Origin of the sequence: Pelorhabdus rhamnosifermentans (assembly GCF_018835585.1) — a bacterium.
Classification (GTDB): domain Bacteria; phylum Bacillota; class Negativicutes; order UMGS1260; family UMGS1260; genus Pelorhabdus; species Pelorhabdus rhamnosifermentans.
In genome coordinates, this window is the sequence record NZ_JAHGVE010000020.1 from 1 (window position 1) to 22,794 (window position 22,794).

A 22,794-nucleotide genomic window follows, 5' to 3' on the forward strand; every position below is an offset into this window, starting at 1 on the left:
TTAACCCCCAATTGCTTAAAATTAAGAAATTCACCAAATGGTGTAGCAAGACAAGCTTATTTTGCCGCTTAAAAAAAAGGGGGTTCTTCAGTGGTTTCAACCTGTCCTCGTGTCCCCTTAATAAATTGATAAATGAGAAGAGTCCATACCTACTTCAACACGCGTATAATCCGGTGGATTGGTATCCCTGGTGTGAAGAGGCGTTTGTGAAGGCGAGAGAAGAAGACAAGCCCGTGTTTTTGAGTGTCGGCTATAGTACATAGTACATGACACTGGTGCCATGTACACTAAAGTAACATTTTACATAAGATTGTTTGGATCGAACATTGATTTTAATTTGAAAATATAAGATATGGTGGAGCTTTTAAAGGCACTCTCCAAAAGCGATTGAACGTTTTGTTTTTTCAACCGATTTTTCATATATATAATTTTTCGGGTTGTATAATTAAATTCTTTTATACATTATATTTTGGTAATTATTTCTATAGTAAAATTTTAAAATTAAGATAGAAATTTCTTTATTACGAGTAATCATGTAACCCTCGACCAATGTAGCGTATACGATACGGTGGAATCGGCTATTTGATGAATTTTCGTTGCCGGTCATTGCCGTCGCCAAATTTTTTCGTACTGTGACAGTTAATTACCTATGGCTTATGGAAATAAAATTATTGACAAATAAACATCTCCTTTTTATAATGATAGTTAGTAAGGCTAATTATATTAAGAAAGGGATCTCACTACATGGAAAAATACCATATCGCTGTTCCTCCAAATACAAGCGCTCAGTTAGGACAATTGTTACTACAACTGGCAGATGATGTATTAGATGCTGTAAACAAAACTTTAGAAGTTTATCACATATCCGAGAGCAAACTTAGTTTATTATTGCTTTTTGTCGCCGCAAGTAACGACCCTCAATCTTTGCAGCCTTCAGAAATTGCTGAGAAACTTGGTATTCGGCGCGCATCTGTAACCAAACAACTAATTTGGATGGAAAAGCATCAATTCATTACACGAACTATCAGCAGCGAAGATCAACGAATGATTAATGTTACTATTACTGAAGAAGGCTACCAGCTATTGGCTCAAGTGATGCCTCATTACTGGCAAACTTGTGCTGGACTGTCAAATAAGTTGACCAATGAAGAAACGATACTTTTACTCACACTACTGAAAAAAATCCACCAAACTCACAGTTAGGGTTACTGCTTTATTTACTAATTAGTGAATTATTAGAAGTTGTTGGCTCTTTTAGTTAGTCTGGCTAACTAAAATCCGCAAGAGTAGCTGAAGAGAATTTTAAGAATCACCGGTATGTAAGTAAGCAATTTGAATTATGACTGCAGCAAGCCAATGTCGCAATTGAATGGATTGCAGAATTCACACTCCTCAACCCTTATCCTAAAATTGTGGAGGAAAGAAGCTGAAATCATAGCTAATAATCTTTATTTTATTTGCATATAGTTAGCTTGACTAATTATTATCCCACTGATTTATAACTTTAATTTTCTTGAAATGATGACTTTATAAAACTCGCTTCCTATTCTTTATCAAGCCAGTATACTTGCATATCGGGACAAATTTAATTCTGTCGTTGCTATTTTATTTTTATTGAGTAGCACTGTTCTTTTCTTGCCTCTAGTAAATACCGATATGCAAAAAAAAATTAGGAGGATGCCTATTCACATGCAAAACGAGCTCATTATGCAAGGCTTTGAATATTACTGGAACGGTGCAGTAAATCAATTCACAAAAACTGAGGCAACAACAGATCAAGCAATGATTACTATTTAAGAAAATACAACGTTACTTTAAAACTGGATAATAGCGGTGCAATTCCTTGGAGGCAGTGCAAATGTTATTGAATTGTTATCACATGAGTTTGTAGTTTTCATCATACAAATTAAATCTAGTCCTCGTTCTAGATTTTCTTAAGGGGGTGCATAAGATGTGGATTTTTATGGGATTGACTGAAAATCAGTAGACTGATGACATCGCTAAATATTTGAAAACTTAAGGAGGATTAGAAAATGGATTTTAAAAAGGCTAGTGCCTATATCGAAAGATTATATGAAAAAAGAAAGTTAACTAAGAAACAGTATATCGAGACTACGGAGTTAAAAGAATTTGGGACGGTTGTTGATGACGATGTGGCTAGAATGCTGCAAGTGTTAATCACCTTGGTTAGGCCACGAAAAATTCTGGAAATTGGAACAAGCGTGGGTTTTTCAACTGTTTCGATGGCAAAAGTGATTAAACAGTATGGCGGTAAAATAGTTACTGTTGAAATCGACAGGGACGTGGCTAGACAAGCGGTCAAAAATTTTGAACGTGAAGGGGTAAAGGAACAAATTGAGGTTAGGATTGGTGATGCGCGCGCAATAATCTCAAGTATGAACGAAGAGTTTGATCTGATTTTCCAGGATGTGGGTGATAAAAAACTGTATGGCGAAATGCTTGAGGACTATATTCGGGTGCTTAAGCCAGGAGGAGTGCTACTTGCTGAGGATACACTCTTTCCTGTATTTGATTTTGGTTCTGATTTTAGCGATTTGACTCAAATGTGTGAAGCATTAGATATTTTCAATAAAAAAATTGCGGATTGTCCGCAATTTGAGAGTACTTTGCTGCCGATAGGGGATGGTTTGACGGTAGCAGTAAAAAGAATATGTTAAGTTGTATTTAGTTAAATGATTATGTCGGTACTTCGCTGGAAGGTATAGCGGTGATGGCGAGGTGCTTTCAATCAGTTAGTGTGGTGATAATAGGACTATCAAAGAAAGTGCACTTTTTGTTGTTGCTCTTTTTCTGGCAAAAATAAATATTAAAAAGGATAGAGAATAATGAAAAAATTGTTTTAGTAACAGGCGGCAGCCGTGGGGTGGGTGAAAATATGGTCATGAAACTTGCGTCAAATAGGTTCGATATAATTTTCCCCTATCATAATCAAGCAGAAAAGGCGAAAAAAATCATTGGAAAAATTAAGAAAAATGGCAATAAAGCAGTTGCGCTTCCTTCAGATTTAGGTGATATAAAATCGTTTGCTAGTTTCTTTGAACAACTTTCTATTGAGTTGAAAGAGTATTTTAATGTAAACCGGTTTGATTATTTAGTTAATAATGCAGGTATTGGTATGAACATCTCTTATATGGATACAACAGAAAAACAATTTGATAAGTTAATGAATATTCAATTTAAAGGTGTTTATTTTTTCACACAACAAGCACTAGCTTATATGAATGATGGTGGCGGTATTATCAATATATCAAGTCGGTTGGCGCAATCCTGTATGCCCGGATATTCGGCATATGCAGCTATGAAGGGGGCGATTGAAACATTGACAAAATACCAGGCTAAAGAGTTAGGTTATAGAGGCATAAAAGTTAACTCGGTGGCTCCAAGACCAATTGCGACTGATTTTGCCGGTGGAATAATAAGAGATAATATATCGTACAATGAAAAAATTAAAACAATTACAGCTCTTGGTCGTGTGGGAGAACCAGAAGATATCGGTGGAGTAGTTGCTTTTTTGTGTACAGATAATGCCAGATGGATTACTGCACAACGTATTGAAGTGTCAGGAGGAACAGGGTTGTAGAATATAAAATATTAATACAAAACTATCTTTGTAAAGAGCACTATAGAGTATATTTATCAAAATAACGTAAGCGTTCACGTAAGCCAACGCACTATTTTGCCATGTGCAAAAAGTGCGTTTTTGTTCTTTTTGCTAGGTGGTGCTTATAGTTATAAGGAGATTATATGTCAGAAATATCATTAAAACAAAGTCTTGTAAAACTAGGCTTTGCACTTTTCCTCACTTATTTATCCGTTGCGATGGCACTCCCGGTCGTCTCGGTATTTGTAAAAGAAGTTCTCAATCTACCTAACTGGTTAGGTGGATTTGCAGTCGGCGTGTCGTTTGTTTCAACAATTATTTCTAGAAAGTATGCAGGAGATTTTGCTGATACAAAGAGTAGTAAAAAATGCTTTATGGTCGGGTTCTTATTTTATATGATTGCTGCACTTGTTTGCATGGGGGCTTCAATTACAGGATTGAGTTCTACAGTATCATTCGCTATTCTTATTGTGGGGCGACTTTTGCTCGGCATAGGAGAAAGTATGACGACCGTCGGAATTCCGAGTTGGCATTTCTCCTATCTCGGCCCAGTACATTCAGGAAAAATACTTTCGGTTTTAGGGATGGCTATGTACGGTGCTTTTGTATTCGGTGGTCCTTTGGGACTTACACTCTATAAGAGTTTTGGGTTTGATTCCGTTATGTTAGCTTCATCCATTATGCCAATTATTGGTATTGTCATGTTTATCACTTCTCCGGAAGTTGCACCTCATAAGGCTATTGAAGCGAAAAAGTCATTTTTAAAACTCTTAGGAATAATATGGAAGCAAGGCATGGCAATAACGCTACAAGGAGTCGGATTTGCGATTTTAGGAGCCTTCATTTCGCTTTATTTTAAAGATCAAGGATGGCCATATGCAGGTATCGGTCTTTCATTATTCGGAATTGGATTTGTGATAAGTCGTATTCTTTTCAGTAGTTTACCCGATAAAATTGGAGGTGTAAAGGTAGCACTTGTTTCGCTTGTGGTTGAAACAGTTGGGCAGGGATTACTCTGGATCGCACCTTATTACAGTCTCGCATTACTAGGAGCCTTACTTACTGGTCTGGGTTGCTCAATGATATATCCGGCTATGGGGGTAGAAGTTATAAAGAAAATCAGCCCAGAACAGCGTGGTACCGCATTCGGAGGATTTGCAATGTTTCAAGATGTTGCTTATGCCTTTTCTGCACCAATTGGAGGCATTATTGCTGATAAATTCAGCTATTCTTCAACCTTCTTTTTCGGATTTATTGCTGCAGTTTGTGGTATTATTATAGTTCGCTCAATGATTATCAATGATCTGCCAATAAACAATACTGATAGCAATGTATAATTGATGCTATACAATATTTTAAGGTAAATCGAAAATATAAAGATGAAAACTCTATTTGTAGAAAAATAAAACTATAAATTGAAGTAAAATCTTAATGCCCCCACAGATTTTTAAATTAACTGCCCTATTTAAAACGGATATTGCCCCAATACCCCCAGTTGTAGTGATTCTAATTCACGCCCGTTCATGATAGATGACGGTATTATATAGACCTCTATAGAGATCGGTAATGTAGTCAGTTTTAAATCATATTCATTGACTTTAAAAATATTTTGTATAATTTGTTATATGATTTTTTTAGCCGGTTTACTTTATATATTAAATGATTTATTTTTAGATGGTTTAACGGGAACTTTTGGATTGTGATAATCAATGACAAACATCCATACCTATTCAACATGCTTATAATTCTATAGAGTGGTACCTAGGCTAGGGGCGATGAAGATATTTATAAAGCTCATAGGCATCAGAAATCAATGCTCTATAAAATATAATAACATAGAAATTGGCGTCAGCATTATGCTGATGCCAATTTTCGTTTATAATAGACGTAATGAATTTTTTAAGGGGGACAAGTATGAGTGATATAAAAGGAAAGCCTAATAAATTGATTGATGAGAAGAGTCCTTATCTGTTGCAGCATGCGTATAATCCAGTGAATTGGTATCCGTGGGGCGAAGAGGCGTTTGAGAAGGCGAGGGAAGAAGACAAGCCTGTGTTTTTGAGTATCGGCTATAGCACGTGTCATTGGTGGCAGGTTCGTAAAGGTAACATTTTTGTTTAAGATTAGTCATGGTGAGAAGTATCATCTTTAGTGATGAGAAAAGAAGAACTCCTGTAAAAATTAACAATAATTTGGAATTTGGCAGGAGCTTTTCTTTTTTCAAGGAATAATATAAGTGATTTGCCTAGTTAATATTTTTGACAATAAGGATAATTATTCTTAATCTTTTATAGGCAACAGCAAGCGAAAAAAAGTTTCTGAGGGGGACTGGCACTACTATTCCTGTCCCTTGTCCTTCTAGCATTATCTCAGTCGCGGAAATACAAGTGAGTATAATATCTAGAATTAATAAGACATTAATTAGAATGCAGCCTTTTCGTGATATGCTTATGAAGTGATAAATAGCTAGTAATTGACAATAATGCTATATTGCTAAAGAGTTTATAAAAGAGCAGGGAGTTATTATATAATGAGAAATAGTGGAATGAGAATATGTATAGTTTTCGTGATGGCAATTTTTTTTGCGATTTCTTGGCAGGCATTGATACAGGCAGCACAACTCGAAAAAGGGATGGCATTGGATGAAATGCTTGCTTCATTGGAAAAGCAACATCAAGCGAAGATTGGCGTGTATGCACTGGATACAGAAAGTAATAAAGAAATTTTTTATCATGCGGATGACCGATTTGCATATTGTTCTACAAGTAAAGTTCTGATAGCAGGCGCTCTTTTGCGGCAGGAGACCTTGAATGGACTTAAAAAGACAGTGTCGTATAATCAGAAAGACATTTTATCTTATGCGCCTATAACGGCGAAGCATGTTGAGACAGGAATGTCTTTGGAAGAACTTTGCTCGGCTGCACTGAGGGTTAGCGATAATACAGCAGCGAATTTGTTATTGGCACATATTGGCGGGCCGAATGCATTAAAAAAATCATTACGTCAAATAGGGGATGCGGTGACAGAACCATCCAGAATAGAACCCATGTTGAATGAGGCAGTCCCGGAAGATTTGCGTGATACCAGTACACCACGTCAGTTGGCAATTGATTATCAAACCTATCTATTGGGAGATATATTACCAGTGGAGAAGAAAGGGCTTCTTCTTAACTGGATGTCCGGCAATAAAGTTACAGATACATTAATTCGAGCGGGTCTGCCAAAGGAATGGAGCGTTGCAGATAAGAGTGGCAGTGGTGGTTATGGAACAAGAAATGATGTTGCAATTATTACGCCGCCAGGGCGTAAATCCATCATTCTTGCAATACTTACCACACATCACGGGGAAAATGCCAAAATAGAGGATTCTCTAGTTGCCGAAACTGCGAAGATTGTATATGAGCAGTTAGAACAATAGATTTATACAGTTTAACATGAATCAAAGGACACGGAAACGGTGGTACTGTCTAGAGTAGACGCAACCACCATTTCCGTGTCTTTCGAATTTACAGTTATTGCGGATACAAGTCGCCAAATCAATATGAACAAGAATATTTTTTTAGGCAAAAACGTCGTGTGTTAAACTTGGTAGAAATTGGGTAATAATTGGGTAATAATTTTCTCGTTTTAATTTGTACTTTTTCTTGACATAGTACCAGTTGTTACCATAGCAGTAACAAACCATAAGGAGGACAATGATGAAGAAGAAAAGAAAAAACACCCCATGATACGGCTTACAGTATTATGCCTGTTTGGGATGCTGACTGTATTGGCACTTATATTTATGCGTTTCGGTGGCTTCGGCACCGGAGAAAATGCGAGTCCAATGGAGTTTGCGGCCTATGCGGGGACGATAGAAGATATCACCATACCGGAGCAAGCCCAAATAATAGCCTTGGGCGAGGCAACCCACGGGAATGTAGAATTTCAGCAGCTTAAGCTGGATGTGTTCAAAGGCATGGTGGAGCATTACGGTGTACGAGCCTTTGCACTGGAGGGAGACTACGGCGGTTGTGAACAGGTAAACCGCTACATCCACGGCGGAGAAGGCACAGCGCAGGAGGCTGCAGTGGCCATCGGCTTTGCCATCTATCGCACGGAGGAGATGGCAAAGCTTATTTCGTTCATGCGACAGTATAATGAAAGTGCCGCCAAAGGCGAAGATCTGCACTTCTACGGCTTCGATATGCAGAGATATGTCTACAGCTTTCGTTTCTTAACGGAAGCCTGCAAAAAGCTGGGCGTGGACAACGGGAACTTGGAAAAGCTTATGGTCGGTGATAACTGGAGCGATAAGTATGACTACCCTGCTAGAGTGGAGATGATAACGCACATCAAAACCGAGCTGGAGGGCAAGGAAAACTCGGTACAGACCATACACTTGGCAGATATGCTGTTACAGTATTGTGAGCTTCAAACTACGGCAGACCCGGATTTGAGGGATAGGCTCATGGCGGAGAATACCCAATGGATCGCAGAGCAGGAGCGGGAGGCTGGATGTGAGCGTATTTTCGTTGCCGGACATAACAGTCATGTGGCAAAATGGGGCAGCTATGACTCCATGGGCAAGCTGCTGGCAAATGAACTGGGCGAGGGCTACTATGTCATCGGCACGGATTTCTATAAAACCTACTGCAATATGCCCAATGGTTCTTCCGGGCGCCGCACAAATCAGGTCTTTTACTCCTATGATCCGCTGGCCAAGGCGGCAAAAATGGCGGGGCTGGATATTTGCTGGCTAGACTTTGCAAAAGCTTCCGAAAGTCCCGTGCTGGCAGAGCAAATCGCACAGTATACCTATATGGGCACCCTCGGTGAGGGCTATTCTTGGTTTATGCGCCTTCTGCCCCCAAGCTATCGAATGTTCCAGCCACCCGCAGAGTTGTACAACGGAATGATATTTGTGGCTGAAGCGAATCCGACAACGATAATCAGTGAAGAATAAAGCAAGAGGCCGGTTCGTTTAGGGTTCAATCGGAAGTTTTGCGAAAAAAGAAACATGGGGACAGTGACGGTGTTTATTGGAAAAAGTTTTAGAACGCCCAGATGGTTCTAGTTGATTCGGTAAAACAGGTAAATATAAGTAATGGTCAGCAGATTTTATGTCTGCTGACCCAATTAAAACTAGAAAAGAGGAAATATCTAATGTCAAAATTTGAGGGAAAATTGTTTACAAATTGACGTGCCATTGGTGCCATGTGATGGAAAAATCCTCTATCTCGGTTTAGACCGGAGTAGAGGATTGGTTATGTTTGTTCAAAGATTTTACAAAGAAAAACCTGCTATTTATCAGTAGCAGGTTTTTTGGCGTATTTAAGGCGGATAAATTCTTTGAATTTTTCAAGTCGTTCTAATGCCTCAGGTGGTAAATCCTGTAGCGAGTTATCGGTATGATGATTGACAAGTTTTTCAATGGGAGTGCGAATATTAGTTTCTCTTAAGAGCTAGCCGTATTGACTCCTGATCGTTTTGCAACGATTTTCCCCATTTTGTTATCTAGTAGGTACTTCAGAAATTATGATATAGATTTTGCATTAGATATTTTTTCAAGTGATAGAATAATGGCCCAAAAATTATTCACAGATTATCTTATGCAAATAACGTTGACGAATGTGGACTATAAGGAAAGACTGGTGAATCTGATAAAAAAAATAATGAAATATCTAAACAAAAATGGCATAACAATATAAGTCAATTGCAGCGACTGAACAAAGAGACGATGTTTGACAAAAGATAAAGGGATAGAAGGCATTTCGACAAGGTAATTGGCTAGGATAACAAAATATTCAAAAGTGTAATTTCATAGAATGCGGCGGGACAGCGATCTGTCCGAAACCACTGAAAAAGTCGATGTCGTAAAAAATCATATTACCAAGAAAACTTTTTCGCCCACAAAATTAAGTTATAGTGTTACTTGTTCATATGGGTATACCTTTTAGTACCCCCTAAAGCTCATCCGCTGAAGTGTCGTGAACTTAAGACACTTCCACCGTCCCCTTTCTTTTCCCATTGGGTCATACGATTTTTTTAAGCAGATTGTAGTTTATGGAAGAAATTAATCTTTCCTTTTCAGCCATCTAATTGAGATAATAAGGAATGGGCAGTTCTTTTTTGACAGCGAGGGTATAATCCTTTGATTTTCCATGTTTCCATGGGCTTTGAACAGCAAGTCTGACTTGCTAATCTTCGTGAGGCCGTCGCTGGTTGTAATTATTTTTGTCGTTCAGCTCTCAAATACTCATAAATGGTTTTATCACCGATATATAGTTCTTCTACAACAGCATTGCCATTTTTTACACGAACTGTAACAATACCATCCCTACCTGCATTCTGGCGGTATGCTCTTTCAGCGATAGGTGCCAGTTCTTCTCGCATGTAATACCGTTTAAAGGGGAGTGTAAAATTAGCGATCGTATTATCCTGAATATAATTGATTTTGACATTTATATAGGCATTCCCTTCTGGACGAAAGGCACTGACCCCACTGATAAAGGCATGACCTTTTTCATCTTTAGCAATGATTGCGTATGCTGTTTGACCAGAATGTAACAAATCACTATTAAGAATGGGTGCTTTTGCATCTTTAAATTGAAGGTCTACATAACGCCCGCGTAAGGCATCATAAGGATCGACAGGAGCCGTGATCCATGTATACTGTTGGCCCGTCTGTAATGTATCCTCAAAACGCCATATCATGTATAAAGGCACGGCTAGTTGAATAACAGCTAATACGATAAATAACCATAATGTCCGTTTGTTTTTCTTCATTGTGTTACCTCTTTCTTACGACGCACCATGATCCAGTTGGTAACCAGAAAGCAACTACCTATTACTACGAAAGTCAGACCACGAACAACAAAACTGAAATTACTATCAAAAAAACGCATAATAATCAGGATTGCTATCATTAGCATACCAATATTAAGCATGCCCAAACTTTTTTCTCGTGCTCCTCTACGAATAAGGGTTACGCTTAATAAAAGTGCATATCCATTCATAAGCACTGTGGAATTAATTCCACTAAGGTCAAAGTATACTAACAACAATCCAAGTCCAGCAACTATTGGAACGCCACCAAACAATAAATTCCTGCGGCTTTTTTTGTTTACTAGTATGATGCTTAAGATAATGACTAGTACCAATAGTGAAAACAACAACAGATATTCTGACTTTTCTATATTGTTAAATCCCTGTCCTATGTAGTACCATCCTTTTTTTGAGGTTAGCAGAAAGGATATGCCAATACACCCGGTAAGTCCGATTGCTTTAAATGGTTTTTGCCAAGTTTTCACAGGATTATCAAACCATATAAGACCAATAAAATATGTTGCTGCGAATAAGGTAGCGTATATCAGCATCGATAGATGCTGTAACTGTATTGAAAAAACCTTTCCAAAACAAATATAAAAACACGGGGTAAGAACCCATGAAATAAGTACTGGAGGATTGGCATAAGGATTTGCTTTTATTAATTTCCAATAATAAGGACCGTTTAAAGCTATTAGGACCCATATTAGATGCTTATCTATATCACCAAAGTCTCCACTCACTGCCCAAGTCGTTATCCCTATCAAGTATAGTAGAGCTGGAGTCGTAACTCTCATTAAATAAACTAATGGGATGGACAACAACATCCAAGTAAGCATAAAATTACTAAAATCGTCGGCAATATGATACGTTTGCCCAATTAAAGCAATTGATGATCCTATGATAATCATCAAGAAGGTGGAGGTGCTTTCCGTCCAAAGAGCATTGTCTTTCTTAAACCAAATAATAGCCCCTGCTAAAATTTGAGCTATTAGCAACTTGCTAATAACAATTAATGTTCGTGTCATCCGACTCATTTGCTCCCAGTTATGAGCAAGAATTAAAATGATCCCGAGGCCTATTAATATAACTCCAACAATACCAAACATTGTGAGCAGAGTTCTATTTCCAAGACTTTTGTCAACTGGCCCATAATAACTATGTATCAAATCGGCACTTTCTGCTGGAATAATCTCTTTCTTTACTAATTCTGGCAACTGCCCATACAGCCATTTTACAGCTTTTTGATTCATGTTGTTGTCTCCCTTTCAGCCAATTACTTAAACTTATGATATAAAAAGATCAAACTCTATACTTATCATGTGAAGTGTTAGAGCTTGATCTTTTGTTCTATAACGATAAGTTATCATATTTTACCTTATAATGCAAAAATTTCTTGTCCCCTAAATTATTTAACGCCTATGGAGTTTAGAAAAATGGCCTTATAAAAATTGTCCGACTAAGTGTTGACAATCCATTTAAAATAATCAATGGTGGTTTTTAAACAGCTTTTTGACATGACCGTGGTGCTATGACCATGTATGATATTATGCAAACTGTAGTTTAATAATACTAGATTGGTCAAATAAATATTAACTGTAAACGACACCAACGAATTTAAATTTGGTTAAGCATAGCCATATCGCCAGCAATTATGAAAATATTTTAAGCGCTTTCGTATGTAAGAGGTAAATAGAGTGGCAGGTTTAATTGGTCATAAGCATAATTTTGTGTTTCATTCCGACTTTGTGAAATAGCTTTATTATATAAAAGGGAGTAGATAATGGAAGATGGAACAGATTAAAATGCGTAGAAGTATAAGAAAATACCTTGATAAATCGGTAGAAGATGAAAAAATACTTTTAATACTTGAGAGTGCAAGACTCGCCCCATCTGGCAGTAATACACAACCATGGCACTTTATTGTCATTAAATCCGAAATGACTAGACAAAAATTAGCTGAAGCATCTCATAGCCAAAAATGGATGCTTTCGGCTCCAGTTTTTATTGTATGTGTAGCGGATATACGTTGCAAAATAAAAAGAAGATGTAGATATATCGTTAAATGAAGATAGTCCACAAGAAGAACTTAAACAAATAATCAGAGATACATCAATTTCGGTAGGACATATATTACTTGAAGCTGACAATTTAGGTTTAGACCAATTTTAAATATACCTACTGATAAATATGTAGTTGGTATTCTCACTCTTGGCTATGCAAATGAAATACCAAAAGCTCGTCCACGAAAGACACTTGAAGAAATAATACATTATGAAAATTGGTGAAATGTTCGTTAAGAAATTTTTTAAAAAATTAGTATTAGCGTAATGCTGATACTTTTTTTGTACATACTACTTAAGAACGTGCCATGTAATGGAACCAATTTTGGAGGTGTTTCCGTGGTTAAAAAGACAAATCGATTAATAAATGAAAAGTCTCCATATTTACTCCAGCATGCTTATAATCCAGTGAATTGGTATCCATGGGGCGAAGAGGCGTTTACAAAGGCGAAGGAAGCAGACAAGCCTGTGTTTTTGAGTATCGGCTATAGTACGTGCCATTGGTGCAATGTACATTAAAGTAACTTCTTTTCTATTAGAATGAGTGCCAGCAACCCATCTTGTTAGGAATTGCTGGCACTCTGTTTTTTGAAAAATCAATTGTCGGACGGTATTTGATCTTCCATCAAATTGCGAAGGTTAATAGTGCTTCCATCCACAACGAATGTGCCATCTCCATTGGCATGAAATGTCTGGAGTTCTGTTCGATCCTTATCAATTCAAGCGCGTATTACTTTCAAAAACCGACCTGGATTATGGGAATTTAACTGTCTTTTCCATTACATCATATAATGCTAGCTTATAATTGATTCTTTCCAGATGCTTTAGAATCTGCGTCAGTTGTTCCTCTGCTTTCTTTTTATGCTCCAGCATCATCTGTTTGCGCTCCGAGATTGTACTATCCCCTAGTTTAAATAATTCCGCATACCTTTTGATTTCGGAAAGAGGCATACCTGTTTCGCGCAAAGATATAATAAAGTATATCCACTCGAAATTTTGTTCGTCGTAAATTCGATTGCCATTTTTATTACGCTTTACAAAAGGCAATACGCCTTCTTTTTCATAAAAACGTAAAGTATGTTCGGAAACACCTGTTTCTTTTGCAAATTGTTTGATGAAAATTGCCATTAATTCATCTCCCAATCGAACGACTAACTTAGAGTTACTCTATATAGATATTATCATAAAATGAATCTTTCAACAATAACATATGCGATAAATTTGGTTTTGTAAGTACAAATTAGATATCTTAATTGCTATGATATCTAAGATATCGCGCGGATTTATTGCTTTTGTTTTCTTACTATAAAAATATGGTTGACTTAGAGCTTCTTTAATGGTTTATCCTTATATATAAATAAGGGAGTGTTTATTATGTTGAATTTTAATTTTTACAATCCAACGCGCATTTTATTTGGTAAGGACATGCTTAACAACATTGATCAACTTATTCCAGCCGACGCAAATGTTTTAATCACGTATGGAGGCGGAAGTGCAAAAAAATACGGGACGCTGGAAAAAGTAAAAACCGCACTGGGAAACAGAAAAATTCATGAATTTGGAGGTATAGAGCCAAATCCCCATTATGAAACCCTGTTAAAAGCTGTAGAGGTAGTGCGTCGTAACTGCATTGATTTTTTACTTGCCATCGGCGGCGGTTCTGTCATTGACGGAACAAAATTCATTGCACTTGCCGCTTCATACGAAGGAGTATCACTTGATCTTTTGCATTACGGTTTTACGCCCATTGGCCCGGATACTATAAAAACAGCGATTCCATTTGGTACCGTATTGACACTACCCGCTACCGGTTCAGAAATGAATTGCGGTGGTGTAATTAGTTACGGACAAGGTAAATACCCGGTTTTCAGTGAATTAGTCTTTCCTCGCTTTTCGGTATTGGATCCAACCATCACCTTTACACTACCCGAGATCCAAGTAGCAAACGGCGTAATTGATGCCTTTGTACATACGACGGAGCAATATCTTACATATCCTGTAGACGGCAGAATTCAGGACCGTATATCGGAAGGTATCCTGCAAACATTGATCGAAATAGGTGAAACCACAATTGTCGAATCGGAAAATTATGATGCGCGCGCCAACCTGGTCTGGAGCGCAACACTGGCACTCAACGGATTAATCTGTGCAGGTGTTCCGCAGGACTGGACAACTCATATGATTGGACATGAATTGACCAGCCTATACGGCATTGATCATGGGCAAACATTAGCCATCCTATTACCGTCATTACTGGAAATCCGTCGCGAGCAAAAACATGCTAAACTTCTACAATATGCCGAACGTGTTTGGAACATAACGGAAGGAAGTGAAGATGTTCGAATACATTCAGCTATACAAAAAACGCGTGAATTCTTTGAAAGTCTAGGCGTAAAAACACGGCTGTCCGACTATAATATTGGCAAAGATCAACTTCTGGTCATCATTAAACAGTTAAAGTCGCATGGCATGACAGCACTTTCAGAAACCCAAGATCTTTCGCTGGATGTGAGCCGAAAAATTTTAGAGAATGCGCTATAGAAAAAAGCAAAAAATGTAAAAAGATAGCTGTGATTGTGGGTTCGCTTTTTTCAACGGAAGCAGTAGTAATTGATTAATATTTAGGGGTTATGTGAATAATTCAGATTAAAGTATTTAAACAATATTATTGAACTAGACCACCTATTTATTAAACGAAAAGTCAGGCCTATGCTTGGATTTGATAGCTTTTAAACTGTTAGGAAAACAATTTGTGGAATTGATATCATGCATATGATTAGAAAGGGGCAGGTTCACAAAATGTCTCACGTGGTGATATTACAAGAGTCAAAGTATTTGGAAAAATACGTGAAAGTAATATTCCGGTAAAATACAAGCATCCCAATGGAATTTATAGAAATCCAGAAAAAGATAAGCGGAAACTGTGGTGCTATCTAGCAATTAAGAACAACCATTATAATAGCTTATATTTAATTGTACAGTAAGCGTCAATAAGAAAATGGATATAAAAATAGCAACCACTAGGGTATACTTTAGTGGTTGCTTCATTGCTTGCCGCATCACAATTTAGCCGAGAGTATTCACGCATGTTTGGCAATTGGTTAAATTAAGCTGAGTGGCATGTTGTGGGAGAAAACTGAAAGAAACTCAAAGCCATATAACATATGGACTCAGAGCTTAAAAACTGCGATTTTTAATGGTATGTAATCAAAAACATAAGATTATTTGGGTCGAACATTGATTTTAATTTAAAAATATAAGATAGCTCAAGCTCTCAAAGTACTCTCCAAAAGCGGTTGAAGGATTTATTTTCTCAACCGCTTTTTCATATGGATTTTTCTGGATCGTATAATTGAATTTTTTTATACACTGTACCTTGGTAGTTATTGCCATAATGTAATTTAAGAATTAAGATATGAACTAACGAGGAGATGATGGAGTGAACGATATTATTTTGAAGTTAGAGCAATTGGGCTTTTCTTCTTATGAATCAAAAGCTTATTATGCCTTAATCCGAAAATATCCTGCCAATGGTTATGAAATTAGTAAGATAGGAAAAGTTCCATCTGCGAAAATTTATGAGACCTTAAATCAGCTTAAGATTAAAGGAGCTATTATTGAGAGTGCTACAGAAACGGGAAAATACTACCCTGTTCCTCCAGAAGCACTTTTAGCTAAATTGAAGCAAGAATTTACATCAATGATACAAGATTTGGAAAGCCAACTGAAACAAACAGAGCCTTTACCTGATATTGATTTAACGCTTAATTTTTCTGGATATGAAACCTTTGTTGAGAAGTCTATGAGTATTATTAATAATACTAGCATATCTCTTTTTGCATCCATTTGGCCAGATGAGGATGTTCTATTAAATGATGTTATAGCAAAAGCGGAAAAACGAGGAGTTAAAGTTATTGCAGGGATATTTGGGAATTCCTCAATGGAAAGTAGCTATTATATTAATTTGGAAAGCTGTGGAAAATCATCACAAACGAGATTGGGAAAACGACTTAATATAGTAATTGGAGACTCTAGAGAAGTGGTAATTTGTGAGGTTGGTGAAAATGGGGAAGCAGATGGCGTTTGGACAACAACACCAAGCATTATCCTAGTGGCTAAGGAATATATAAAACATGATATTTGGGGGAATATTTTGATTGATACCATCGGTAAGGAAAAGTTCAATAATATGTGTGATAGTAATGATATGCTATCCTACCTCATTCAGAATCGTTAGGGATGTGGAAAAAATGTATCCATTCAAGAGAAGTAAATGGGGGAATGGAAAATGAATAATCTCGATTCAAATGTTTTTAATCATATTAAGATTGGAATTATTGGGTGCGGACATTTGGGGCAAGCAATTCTGGAATCTTTGATTAACCATGGATTCTTCAAAGAAAATATCTTTGTTTCATATAAAGGTAATTCATCCACATATAAGAAAATAAAACAATTGGGGCTTGCTATATGTATCTCAGAGAATGAAAAGATTTTTAATGAAGCAGATGTCGTTTTTGTTACAACAAAACCGCAGGATGTTATATGCTTTAAAGAAATATTGTTTTCTGAAAATACGATTGTAGTTTCCTGCTTAGCCGGAGTATCTGTTGAAATATTAAAGAATATATTTAAAACCCATGTTTGTAGAATAATGCTAAGTGGACCAGATACTATCGTTGCAGCAAAAGGAGTTGCAGCTGTATATCCTTATAATAAATTAGTGGGTTGTATTTTAAACAAAATGAACCTTCGTATTTTTGAAATTTCGGATGAACGGGATATGGACATTTTTACAACTGGCGTATGTTTACCCGCAGCATTATTGCAAGAAGATAATGAAGAAACCATAAAAGAAGCAATAAATGAAATAGAAAAAGACTGCGCTATGTTTTTAGATCTTTATGCGTGGGCAAAAAAAATTCTACCATCGTTTAATACAGAAAGTGAAAAAGTCGAATATATTACAAGAATGGTAACAAAAGGGGGCATTACCGAGGCAATAATAGATAGTTTAAAAGCGGGTGACTTATTTATAACTGCATTGAGAAAAGGTATTACTCGAAGTAAAGATATTTCACTGGAAATTAGTAATTTTATCCTCAATTAACTTGTCATGGTGGTTTGAATCACGAGCGATTAAAGTCTATAGCTTATGATGATGAAAAAATATGAATACTTATTATACAATAAAAATTAGAAATAAGGATTTAAAATGGATAAGTTAGAGAATGTTTCTGTAGTAAAAAAGGCGAATGTATATTTTGAAGGTAAGGTGACAAGTCGTACTGTCTTGTTTACAGGTGGAGAAAGAAAGACGCTGGGAATAATGATGACGGGACAATATGAGTTTGAAACTGCGGATAAAGAGCACATGGAACTTTTGGCTGGAAAATTGGAAGTGTTGCTTCCTGATAGTGAGGAATGGAATACAATTGAGTCAGGGCAAACGTTTGAAATTCCAGCGCATTCAAAATTTAAAATTGTCGTAAAAGAATTATCGGATTATTGCTGTTCCTATATAAAAGAGTAAAGGCAGTTGGTGCCGCATTATATGACTTTAAAATGTTTAATGAGTAATGAAAACATACAGTAGATTATGGATTTAAGGAATAGGTTACTTTATCGTAATAATGGGAATAGAAGGTAGTCAAATTATTGACTACCTTATTTGATTAAACAGCATGGCATGTTATGGAAGAAAACTTAAAAAAGAGCAAAGCTATATAACGTATAGACTCAGAGCTTAAAAACTGCATTTTTGGCATGTGCTGGATGAAAAAAGTGGCGACGAAGCCAGTATTTATAAGGACTTCCACTTGTTGCATGAGACTGGTGTTATGTACATTAAAGTAATATTTTTGGGGGAATGGCTGGAGAACTGAATGAAGAAACCATTTCGAATGGGATACATTCGTCGTTATAGAGTTCAATAAGAAAAATGACCTCACAAGGACAATTTTTGAACTGTCGATGTGAGGTTAATAAATTAGAAGTTAATGATCTTAGGTTCTGAAGTAAATGAGGTAATTGTTGCTGTAGCATTTTTTAAGTATAAAACTTCACAATTGCCATCATCGGCAGCATATCTACTTTTTAATGATGGATTTTCATTAATCATATGCTGTCTCGCTTCTAATCTGTCATCCTGAATGGCAGTTGCAGCAACACGAATCCAAGAACCGTCTTTCCCCATGGCGCAAATTCCAATTTTAGGATTCTTGGTCATTTGAGCAAAAACTTTTTTAACGTTTCCTGTTTGAATATAAAATTTGTCTTCAAAAATTGCTACTGCGCCAAACGGACGAACTCTTGGTTGATCACCATCCATGGTTGCTAAATAAAAGGTTCCACAATTTTTTAGATATTCGTATACTTTTTTCATACTATTGCTCCTTTGCTAAAAGTAATATACAATATATTTTACAGGATATAATATAAAATTCAAGTACGATATTTTATGATAGTTAGTATATTTCTGGATACTATAGGAGGCTAATATGGAAAAAGATTTGTTCGGTGTTTGCCCGTTTGTAACAGCACAGAAAATACTTACAGGTAAATGGGTGCTACTTATAATGCATCATTTGAATATTAAGACAATGCGGTTTAATGAACTGCATAGAGAACTTCCTGATTTGACTCAGGCCACGCTAACAAAACAGTTGCGCACAATGGAAAAAAATGGACTGATTAATCGTGCAGTTTATAATCAGATACCACCTAAGGTGGAATATTCATTAAGTGAATTGGGTAAACAATTTAAACCTGTACTTGATAGTCTTCAAATATGGGGAAATCAATATATTAAATTCCTGAAAACTAATATAAATTTTGACTAGTACCTCTTGATTTTATTGTACCAACTTTGCGTACTTCAGGAACTGAGTCAATTTAAATTGTAGAAGAAATCTCGAATTTAAAAAAGAATAGACAATAGTCAATTTACTGACTTATGTTTATTTTGAAGTGCGGCATGTAATGGAAGTGAATCGAAAGGGCTCAAAGCCGTATAACGTATGGGCTCAAAGCCTAAAAAGCGCGTTTTTTAATGGCATGTACTGGAACAATAAAATGGCGACGAAGCCAGTATTTATAGGGAGTTCCACTTGTTGCATGCCATTGGTGTCATGTGATGGAAAAATCCCCTATCTCGGTTTAGGCGGGGTAGAGGATTGCTTATGTTTGTTCAAAGTTTTATAAGGAAAAACCTGCTATTTTTTCTAGCAGGTTTTTTGGCGTATTTAAGGTAGATAAATTCTTTGAATTTTTCCGCATAATTAATCACGGCTTTTTTTCATCATGAGCGGCGTAGCATTCTTTAAATGCAGTCTTAGACTGGAACTTTGGGATCAGGCTTAAGTTATCTATCCCAATAATATATAAGTAGCTTTATTCAGAGGAGATGGAGGATATATTGCGATTGCTTAGTTTATTTAGTGATAGACCTTTGTCAGGCGATTGACAGAGGTTCAGGCGCTGGGGCGATAAGCGTGTCAACAACCCCGTTCCCTTGACATTTTAGGTAGGGAAATGTCGAATACGACAGATCGTAGCGGCCAGAAAACGACTGATTTATGAAGCGATAGAGAGAAATCTAATGACAAGGGCACAGTTAGCAAGAGTACTCCAAATTGATCCAGCTAATATAACGAGAATTTGGCAGCAGTCGATTAATGTTGAGGGGGAGTAAATAAGTCAATTTTATATAACTCAAGCCTGACCCCGTTGTCCCCGTAGATAAGTGTGGTATTGCAGATTTGATGTACAATGCATTTTGAGTTTTTGCTGCAGAAAAAAGTCGACTTTTTCCTGTATTAAGCCGTAAGCCATCCGGCATAATTCTCATGAAATTGAAAAGAATAAAATATAGCTTCTTATGGCCCATTTGCCATTTTAGATATTGTGAGAATTAGAATGATTTACAATATCGTGATGGGAAAGGGCGAGGCCGGAGATAAGTTGCTGAGTATTTCGCAGAAGGGTCGAAAACGAAGTATCTAGATAAAAAGCAAGGCCGGAAGAGGCAATGGAAAAGGTTTTTACAGCTATCCTAATCCGGCCTTTTTAATCGTGCTTTTACTTAAAAAAATAAAGGGGGAATAGTGTATGGTCAAGCACGAGCTAGGGTCTAATATAGTTAATACACTTACCAGAATATATTGTCTCAATGTTTTCTAATAACTAAAGCAATTGGTTTAAGAGAAACGATCAATGAGATAACAAAGCGGAAAGACTCACCGATGGAGAAACAAAAAAACGTGCTTAAGCACAAAGAAAGAAGTGAAATTGTTATGTATTATAGCAGCGGAAATTATGAAGCTTTTGCCCGCCCTAAAAAGCCAACTGGAGTGGATAATAAATCAGCGTATCTTGTCGGCTCTGGTTTAGCATCATTAGCAGCCGCGTGTTTTTTAGTGCGTGATGGCCAAATGAGAGGAGAACGCATTCATATCCTGGAAGAGCTAAGCATTGCAGGAGGTGCATGTGATGGAATCCATGATAACCAGAAGGGATTCATCATTCGTGGCGGACGCGAAATGGAAAATCATTTTGAGTGTTTGTGGGATTTATTCCGGTCGATTCCTTCTCTTGAGACAAAGGAAGCTTCGGTTTTAGATGAATTTTACTGGCTGAATAAGCAAGATCCGAACTATTCTCTCATGAGAGTGACTGTTAATAAAGGACAGGATGCCCATAATGATGGAAAATTTGGATTGAGCGAAAAAGCTTCTATGGAAATTGTGAAATTATTTATAACACGGGACGAAGATTTGTATGATAAGCAGATATCCGATGTTTTCACAGAAGATTTCTTCATATCGAATTTCTGGCTTTACTGGAGAACGATGTTTGCTTTCGAAGAGTGGCATAGTGCGCTGGAAATGAAACTCTACATTCAGAGATTCATTCATCACATCGGGGGACTTCCTGATTTTTCTGCTTTGAAGTTCACAAAATACAATCAGTATGAATCGTTGATCCGGCCGCTAATAAAATATCTTGAATCACATGGCGTGCAGTTCCAATACGACAGCAGGGTGACAAGTGTGGTTTTTGATATTCATGGCGAGAAAAAGGTTGCTGTGAAAATAGCTTACCAATGCGACGGAAGGGAAAAGGTTGTCGACTTGACTGAAGATGACCTGATTTTTGTTACCAATGGAAGCTGCACGGAAAACTCCTCGTTTGGCGACGATCATCACGCACCTGAACTAAATGATTCTGTCGGCGGTTGTTGGGAGCTTTGGCAAAATATTGCAAAACAAGATCCGTCTTTCGGACATCCCGATAAATTTTGCACCAACATTAAAAAGACAAACTGGGAATCTGCTACCATTACCACCCTTGATAACCGGATTCCTTCCTATATCGAGAAAATTTGCAAGCGTGACCCTTTCAACGGAAGGGTGGTTACGGGTGGAATCATTACGGTTAAGGATTCTAAATGGCTTATGAGCTATACAGTAAACCGGCAGCCGCATTTTAAAGAGCAGCCCAAAAATCAGATAGTTGTTTGGCTGTATGGCCTATTCACAGATGTTCCGGGCAACTACATCAAGAAGCCCATGAGAAAGTGTACTGGCGCAGAAATTACCGAGGAGTGGCTATACCATTTAGGCGTGCCGGAGAATGAAATTCATGACATGGCCACTCAATCATCCCATTGCATTCCCTGCATGTTACCGTACATTACAGCCTTTTTTATGCCTAGGATAAAGGGGGATAGACCTAAAGTGGTGCCGGACGGGTGCGTAAACTTTGCTTTTATCGGACAGTTTGCGGATACGGTGCGTGACACGGTATTTACCACTGAATATTCCGTGCGAACGGCTATGGAGGCAGTCTATACGTTATTAGATGTAGACCGCGGAGTGCCGGAGGTTTTCGGCTCCTGCTATGACATTCGTGTACTGCTGGATTCCACATTTAAGATGATGGATGGGAAAAAATTGACTGACTTAAAGCTTCCCTTTATATTGAGTTTAATAGAGAAAAATGTGTTGCGCAAAATTTCAGGAACTGTTATAGAGGAGTTGCTTAAAAAGTATGATATTATATAATGAAATTATCGTGGAGGTAAAAGGCACCAGCGGCGATTAGAAGAGATGCTTAATGGAGAGCTAGAAGGGGTTCAGCTAATAACTTGATTGCTCAGGAATGTTTTTGCTATGCTAAACAAGATTTAGATTCGGCTGCTTATTTGCAAGAAATGCAGCCTGTCCCGGTTGAAATTATTCAAGCTTGCCATGAGGGGATCTGGGTGATTATATAAATCTAGTCTATTTTTATCGTATGTTT

General features: G+C 37.2%; 20 protein-coding genes and 1 pseudogene. 17 read left to right on the forward strand and 4 right to left on the reverse strand.

The genetic code is table 11. From position 1 onward, the window contains the following. The first annotated feature begins 125 nt into the window (after window positions 1–125). From Ga0466249_RS18950 to Ga0466249_RS18985, 8 genes are all read left to right on the forward strand, one after another. Complete coding sequence (locus Ga0466249_RS18950; protein WP_246588892.1) at window positions 126–263, forward strand: DUF255 domain-containing protein; 138 nt, start codon at window positions 126–128, stop codon at window positions 261–263. Between the two features lie 481 nt (window positions 264–744). Beyond that, window positions 745–1,203, forward strand: a complete 459-nt coding sequence (locus Ga0466249_RS18955) for a MarR family transcriptional regulator (protein ID WP_215831057.1) — start codon at window positions 745–747, stop codon at window positions 1,201–1,203. Window positions 1,204–2,033: 830 nt separating this feature from the next. Next, window positions 2,034–2,678, forward strand: a complete 645-nt coding sequence (locus Ga0466249_RS18960; RefSeq protein WP_215831058.1) for an O-methyltransferase — start codon at window positions 2,034–2,036, stop codon at window positions 2,676–2,678. A 176-nt stretch (window positions 2,679–2,854) separates the two neighbouring features. Next, window positions 2,855–3,601 (forward strand): SDR family oxidoreductase, encoded by a 747-nt coding sequence (locus Ga0466249_RS18965; protein ID WP_312889806.1) that lies wholly within the window; start codon window positions 2,855–2,857, stop codon window positions 3,599–3,601. A gap of 164 nt (window positions 3,602–3,765) precedes the next feature. After that, on the forward strand, window positions 3,766–4,959 hold the full coding sequence (locus Ga0466249_RS18970; protein WP_215831059.1) for an arabinose transporter: 1,194 nt from the start codon (window positions 3,766–3,768) through the stop codon (window positions 4,957–4,959). Between the two features lie 577 nt (window positions 4,960–5,536). Continuing rightward, window positions 5,537–5,743, forward strand: coding sequence for a DUF255 domain-containing protein (locus Ga0466249_RS18975; RefSeq protein ID WP_246588881.1), 207 nt, complete (start codon window positions 5,537–5,539; stop codon window positions 5,741–5,743). 409 nt (window positions 5,744–6,152) lie between these two features. Beyond that, entirely contained in the window at window positions 6,153–7,040 is an 888-nt protein-coding gene (gene bla, locus Ga0466249_RS18980) for a class A beta-lactamase (RefSeq protein WP_215831060.1), read from the forward strand. A 351-nt stretch (window positions 7,041–7,391) separates the two neighbouring features. Then, window positions 7,392–8,567: an erythromycin esterase family protein gene (locus Ga0466249_RS18985; RefSeq protein WP_215831061.1), complete on the forward strand. Its 1,176-nt coding sequence runs from the start codon at window positions 7,392–7,394 to the stop codon at window positions 8,565–8,567. 1,265 nt (window positions 8,568–9,832) lie between these two features. Here Ga0466249_RS18985 and Ga0466249_RS18990 read toward each other — a convergent pair. Together Ga0466249_RS18990 and Ga0466249_RS18995 are read right to left on the reverse strand one after the other, a co-directional pair. Continuing rightward, complete coding sequence (locus tag Ga0466249_RS18990) at window positions 9,833–10,390, reverse strand: GDYXXLXY domain-containing protein (protein ID WP_215831062.1); 558 nt, start codon at window positions 10,388–10,390, stop codon at window positions 9,833–9,835. Next, window positions 10,387–11,682 carry a DUF2157 domain-containing protein gene (locus Ga0466249_RS18995; protein ID WP_215831063.1) on the reverse strand — a complete coding sequence of 432 codons (1,296 nt, stop codon included), beginning with the start codon at window positions 11,680–11,682 and terminating at the stop codon, window positions 10,387–10,389. The genes Ga0466249_RS18990 and Ga0466249_RS18995 overlap by 4 nt, the downstream gene beginning before the upstream one ends. Window positions 11,683–12,219: 537 nt before the next feature. On the opposite strand from Ga0466249_RS18995, the gene Ga0466249_RS26720 reads away from it, so the two are divergent. Beyond that, a complete protein-coding gene (locus Ga0466249_RS26720) occupies window positions 12,220–12,498 on the forward strand; it encodes a nitroreductase family protein (protein WP_246588882.1) in 279 nt (92 codons plus the stop codon). Window positions 12,499–12,831: 333 nt separating this feature from the next. Continuing rightward, window positions 12,832–13,011: a DUF255 domain-containing protein gene (locus Ga0466249_RS19005; protein ID WP_215831064.1), complete on the forward strand. Its 180-nt coding sequence runs from the start codon at window positions 12,832–12,834 to the stop codon at window positions 13,009–13,011. Window positions 13,012–13,245: 234 nt separating this feature from the next. Here the strand turns inward: Ga0466249_RS19005 and Ga0466249_RS19010 are convergent, their stop codons facing one another. Further along, entirely contained in the window at window positions 13,246–13,620 is a 375-nt protein-coding gene (locus tag Ga0466249_RS19010) for a MerR family transcriptional regulator (RefSeq protein ID WP_215831065.1), read from the reverse strand. A gap of 246 nt (window positions 13,621–13,866) precedes the next feature. Between Ga0466249_RS19010 and Ga0466249_RS19015 the strand changes: the two genes are divergently transcribed. The 5 genes and pseudogenes from Ga0466249_RS19015 to ppnP all read left to right on the forward strand — a co-directional run bounded on the left by Ga0466249_RS19015 (window position 13,867) and on the right by ppnP (window position 18,025). Then, window positions 13,867–15,033, forward strand: a complete 1,167-nt coding sequence (locus Ga0466249_RS19015) for an iron-containing alcohol dehydrogenase (RefSeq protein ID WP_215831066.1) — start codon at window positions 13,867–13,869, stop codon at window positions 15,031–15,033. 102 nt (window positions 15,034–15,135) lie between these two features. Beyond that, window positions 15,136–15,360 (forward strand): annotated as a pseudogene (locus tag Ga0466249_RS26725) (DDE-type integrase/transposase/recombinase); the annotation flags it as partial. Window positions 15,361–15,931: 571 nt separating this feature from the next. Then, window positions 15,932–16,729: a TrmB family transcriptional regulator gene (locus Ga0466249_RS19025; protein ID WP_215831067.1), complete on the forward strand. Its 798-nt coding sequence runs from the start codon at window positions 15,932–15,934 to the stop codon at window positions 16,727–16,729. A 51-nt stretch (window positions 16,730–16,780) separates the two neighbouring features. Further along, window positions 16,781–17,602, forward strand: coding sequence for a pyrroline-5-carboxylate reductase family protein (locus tag Ga0466249_RS19030; protein WP_215831068.1), 822 nt, complete (start codon window positions 16,781–16,783; stop codon window positions 17,600–17,602). 105 nt (window positions 17,603–17,707) lie between these two features. Beyond that, a complete protein-coding gene (ppnP, locus tag Ga0466249_RS19035) occupies window positions 17,708–18,025 on the forward strand; it encodes a pyrimidine/purine nucleoside phosphorylase (protein WP_215831069.1) in 318 nt (105 codons plus the stop codon). Between the two features lie 456 nt (window positions 18,026–18,481). On the opposite strand, the gene Ga0466249_RS19040 is transcribed toward ppnP, so the two are convergent. Continuing rightward, entirely contained in the window at window positions 18,482–18,877 is a 396-nt protein-coding gene (locus tag Ga0466249_RS19040) for a pyridoxamine 5'-phosphate oxidase family protein (RefSeq protein ID WP_215831070.1), read from the reverse strand. 115 nt (window positions 18,878–18,992) lie between these two features. On the opposite strand from Ga0466249_RS19040, the gene Ga0466249_RS19045 reads away from it, so the two are divergent. Continuing rightward, the gene (locus tag Ga0466249_RS19045; protein ID WP_215831071.1) at window positions 18,993–19,334 is read left to right on the forward strand and encodes a winged helix-turn-helix transcriptional regulator; all 342 of its coding nucleotides are present in this window, start codon (window positions 18,993–18,995) and stop codon (window positions 19,332–19,334) included. A gap of 1,401 nt (window positions 19,335–20,735) precedes the next feature. Further along, entirely contained in the window at window positions 20,736–22,556 is a 1,821-nt protein-coding gene (locus tag Ga0466249_RS19050) for an oleate hydratase (RefSeq protein ID WP_246588884.1), read from the forward strand. Window positions 22,557–22,794: the final 238 nt, after the last annotated feature.

Coding starts and splice junctions, on each gene's coding strand:
- Ga0466249_RS18995 (WP_215831063.1), bottom strand. CDS start 11,682: ATGAATCAAAAAGCTGTAAAATGGCTGTATGGGCAGTTGCCAGAATTA.
- Ga0466249_RS19010 (WP_215831065.1), bottom strand. CDS start 13,620: ATGGCAATTTTCATCAAACAATTTGCAAAAGAAACAGGTGTTTCCGAA.
- Ga0466249_RS18990 (WP_215831062.1), bottom strand. CDS start 10,390: ATGAAGAAAAACAAACGGACATTATGGTTATTTATCGTATTAGCTGTT.
- ppnP (WP_215831069.1), top strand. CDS start 17,708: ATGGATAAGTTAGAGAATGTTTCTGTAGTAAAAAAGGCGAATGTATAT.
- Ga0466249_RS18960 (WP_215831058.1), top strand. CDS start 2,034: ATGGATTTTAAAAAGGCTAGTGCCTATATCGAAAGATTATATGAAAAA.
- Ga0466249_RS19040 (WP_215831070.1), bottom strand. CDS start 18,877: ATGAAAAAAGTATACGAATATCTAAAAAATTGTGGAACCTTTTATTTA.
- Ga0466249_RS19015 (WP_215831066.1), top strand. CDS start 13,867: ATGTTGAATTTTAATTTTTACAATCCAACGCGCATTTTATTTGGTAAG.
- Ga0466249_RS19045 (WP_215831071.1), top strand. CDS start 18,993: ATGGAAAAAGATTTGTTCGGTGTTTGCCCGTTTGTAACAGCACAGAAA.
- bla (WP_215831060.1), top strand. CDS start 6,153: ATGAGAAATAGTGGAATGAGAATATGTATAGTTTTCGTGATGGCAATT.
- Ga0466249_RS26720 (WP_246588882.1), top strand. CDS start 12,220: ATGGAACAGATTAAAATGCGTAGAAGTATAAGAAAATACCTTGATAAA.
- Ga0466249_RS18970 (WP_215831059.1), top strand. CDS start 3,766: ATGTCAGAAATATCATTAAAACAAAGTCTTGTAAAACTAGGCTTTGCA.
- Ga0466249_RS18955 (WP_215831057.1), top strand. CDS start 745: ATGGAAAAATACCATATCGCTGTTCCTCCAAATACAAGCGCTCAGTTA.
- Ga0466249_RS19030 (WP_215831068.1), top strand. CDS start 16,781: ATGAATAATCTCGATTCAAATGTTTTTAATCATATTAAGATTGGAATT.
- Ga0466249_RS19050 (WP_246588884.1), top strand. CDS start 20,736: ATGGAGAAACAAAAAAACGTGCTTAAGCACAAAGAAAGAAGTGAAATT.
- Ga0466249_RS18975 (WP_246588881.1), top strand. CDS start 5,537: ATGAGTGATATAAAAGGAAAGCCTAATAAATTGATTGATGAGAAGAGT.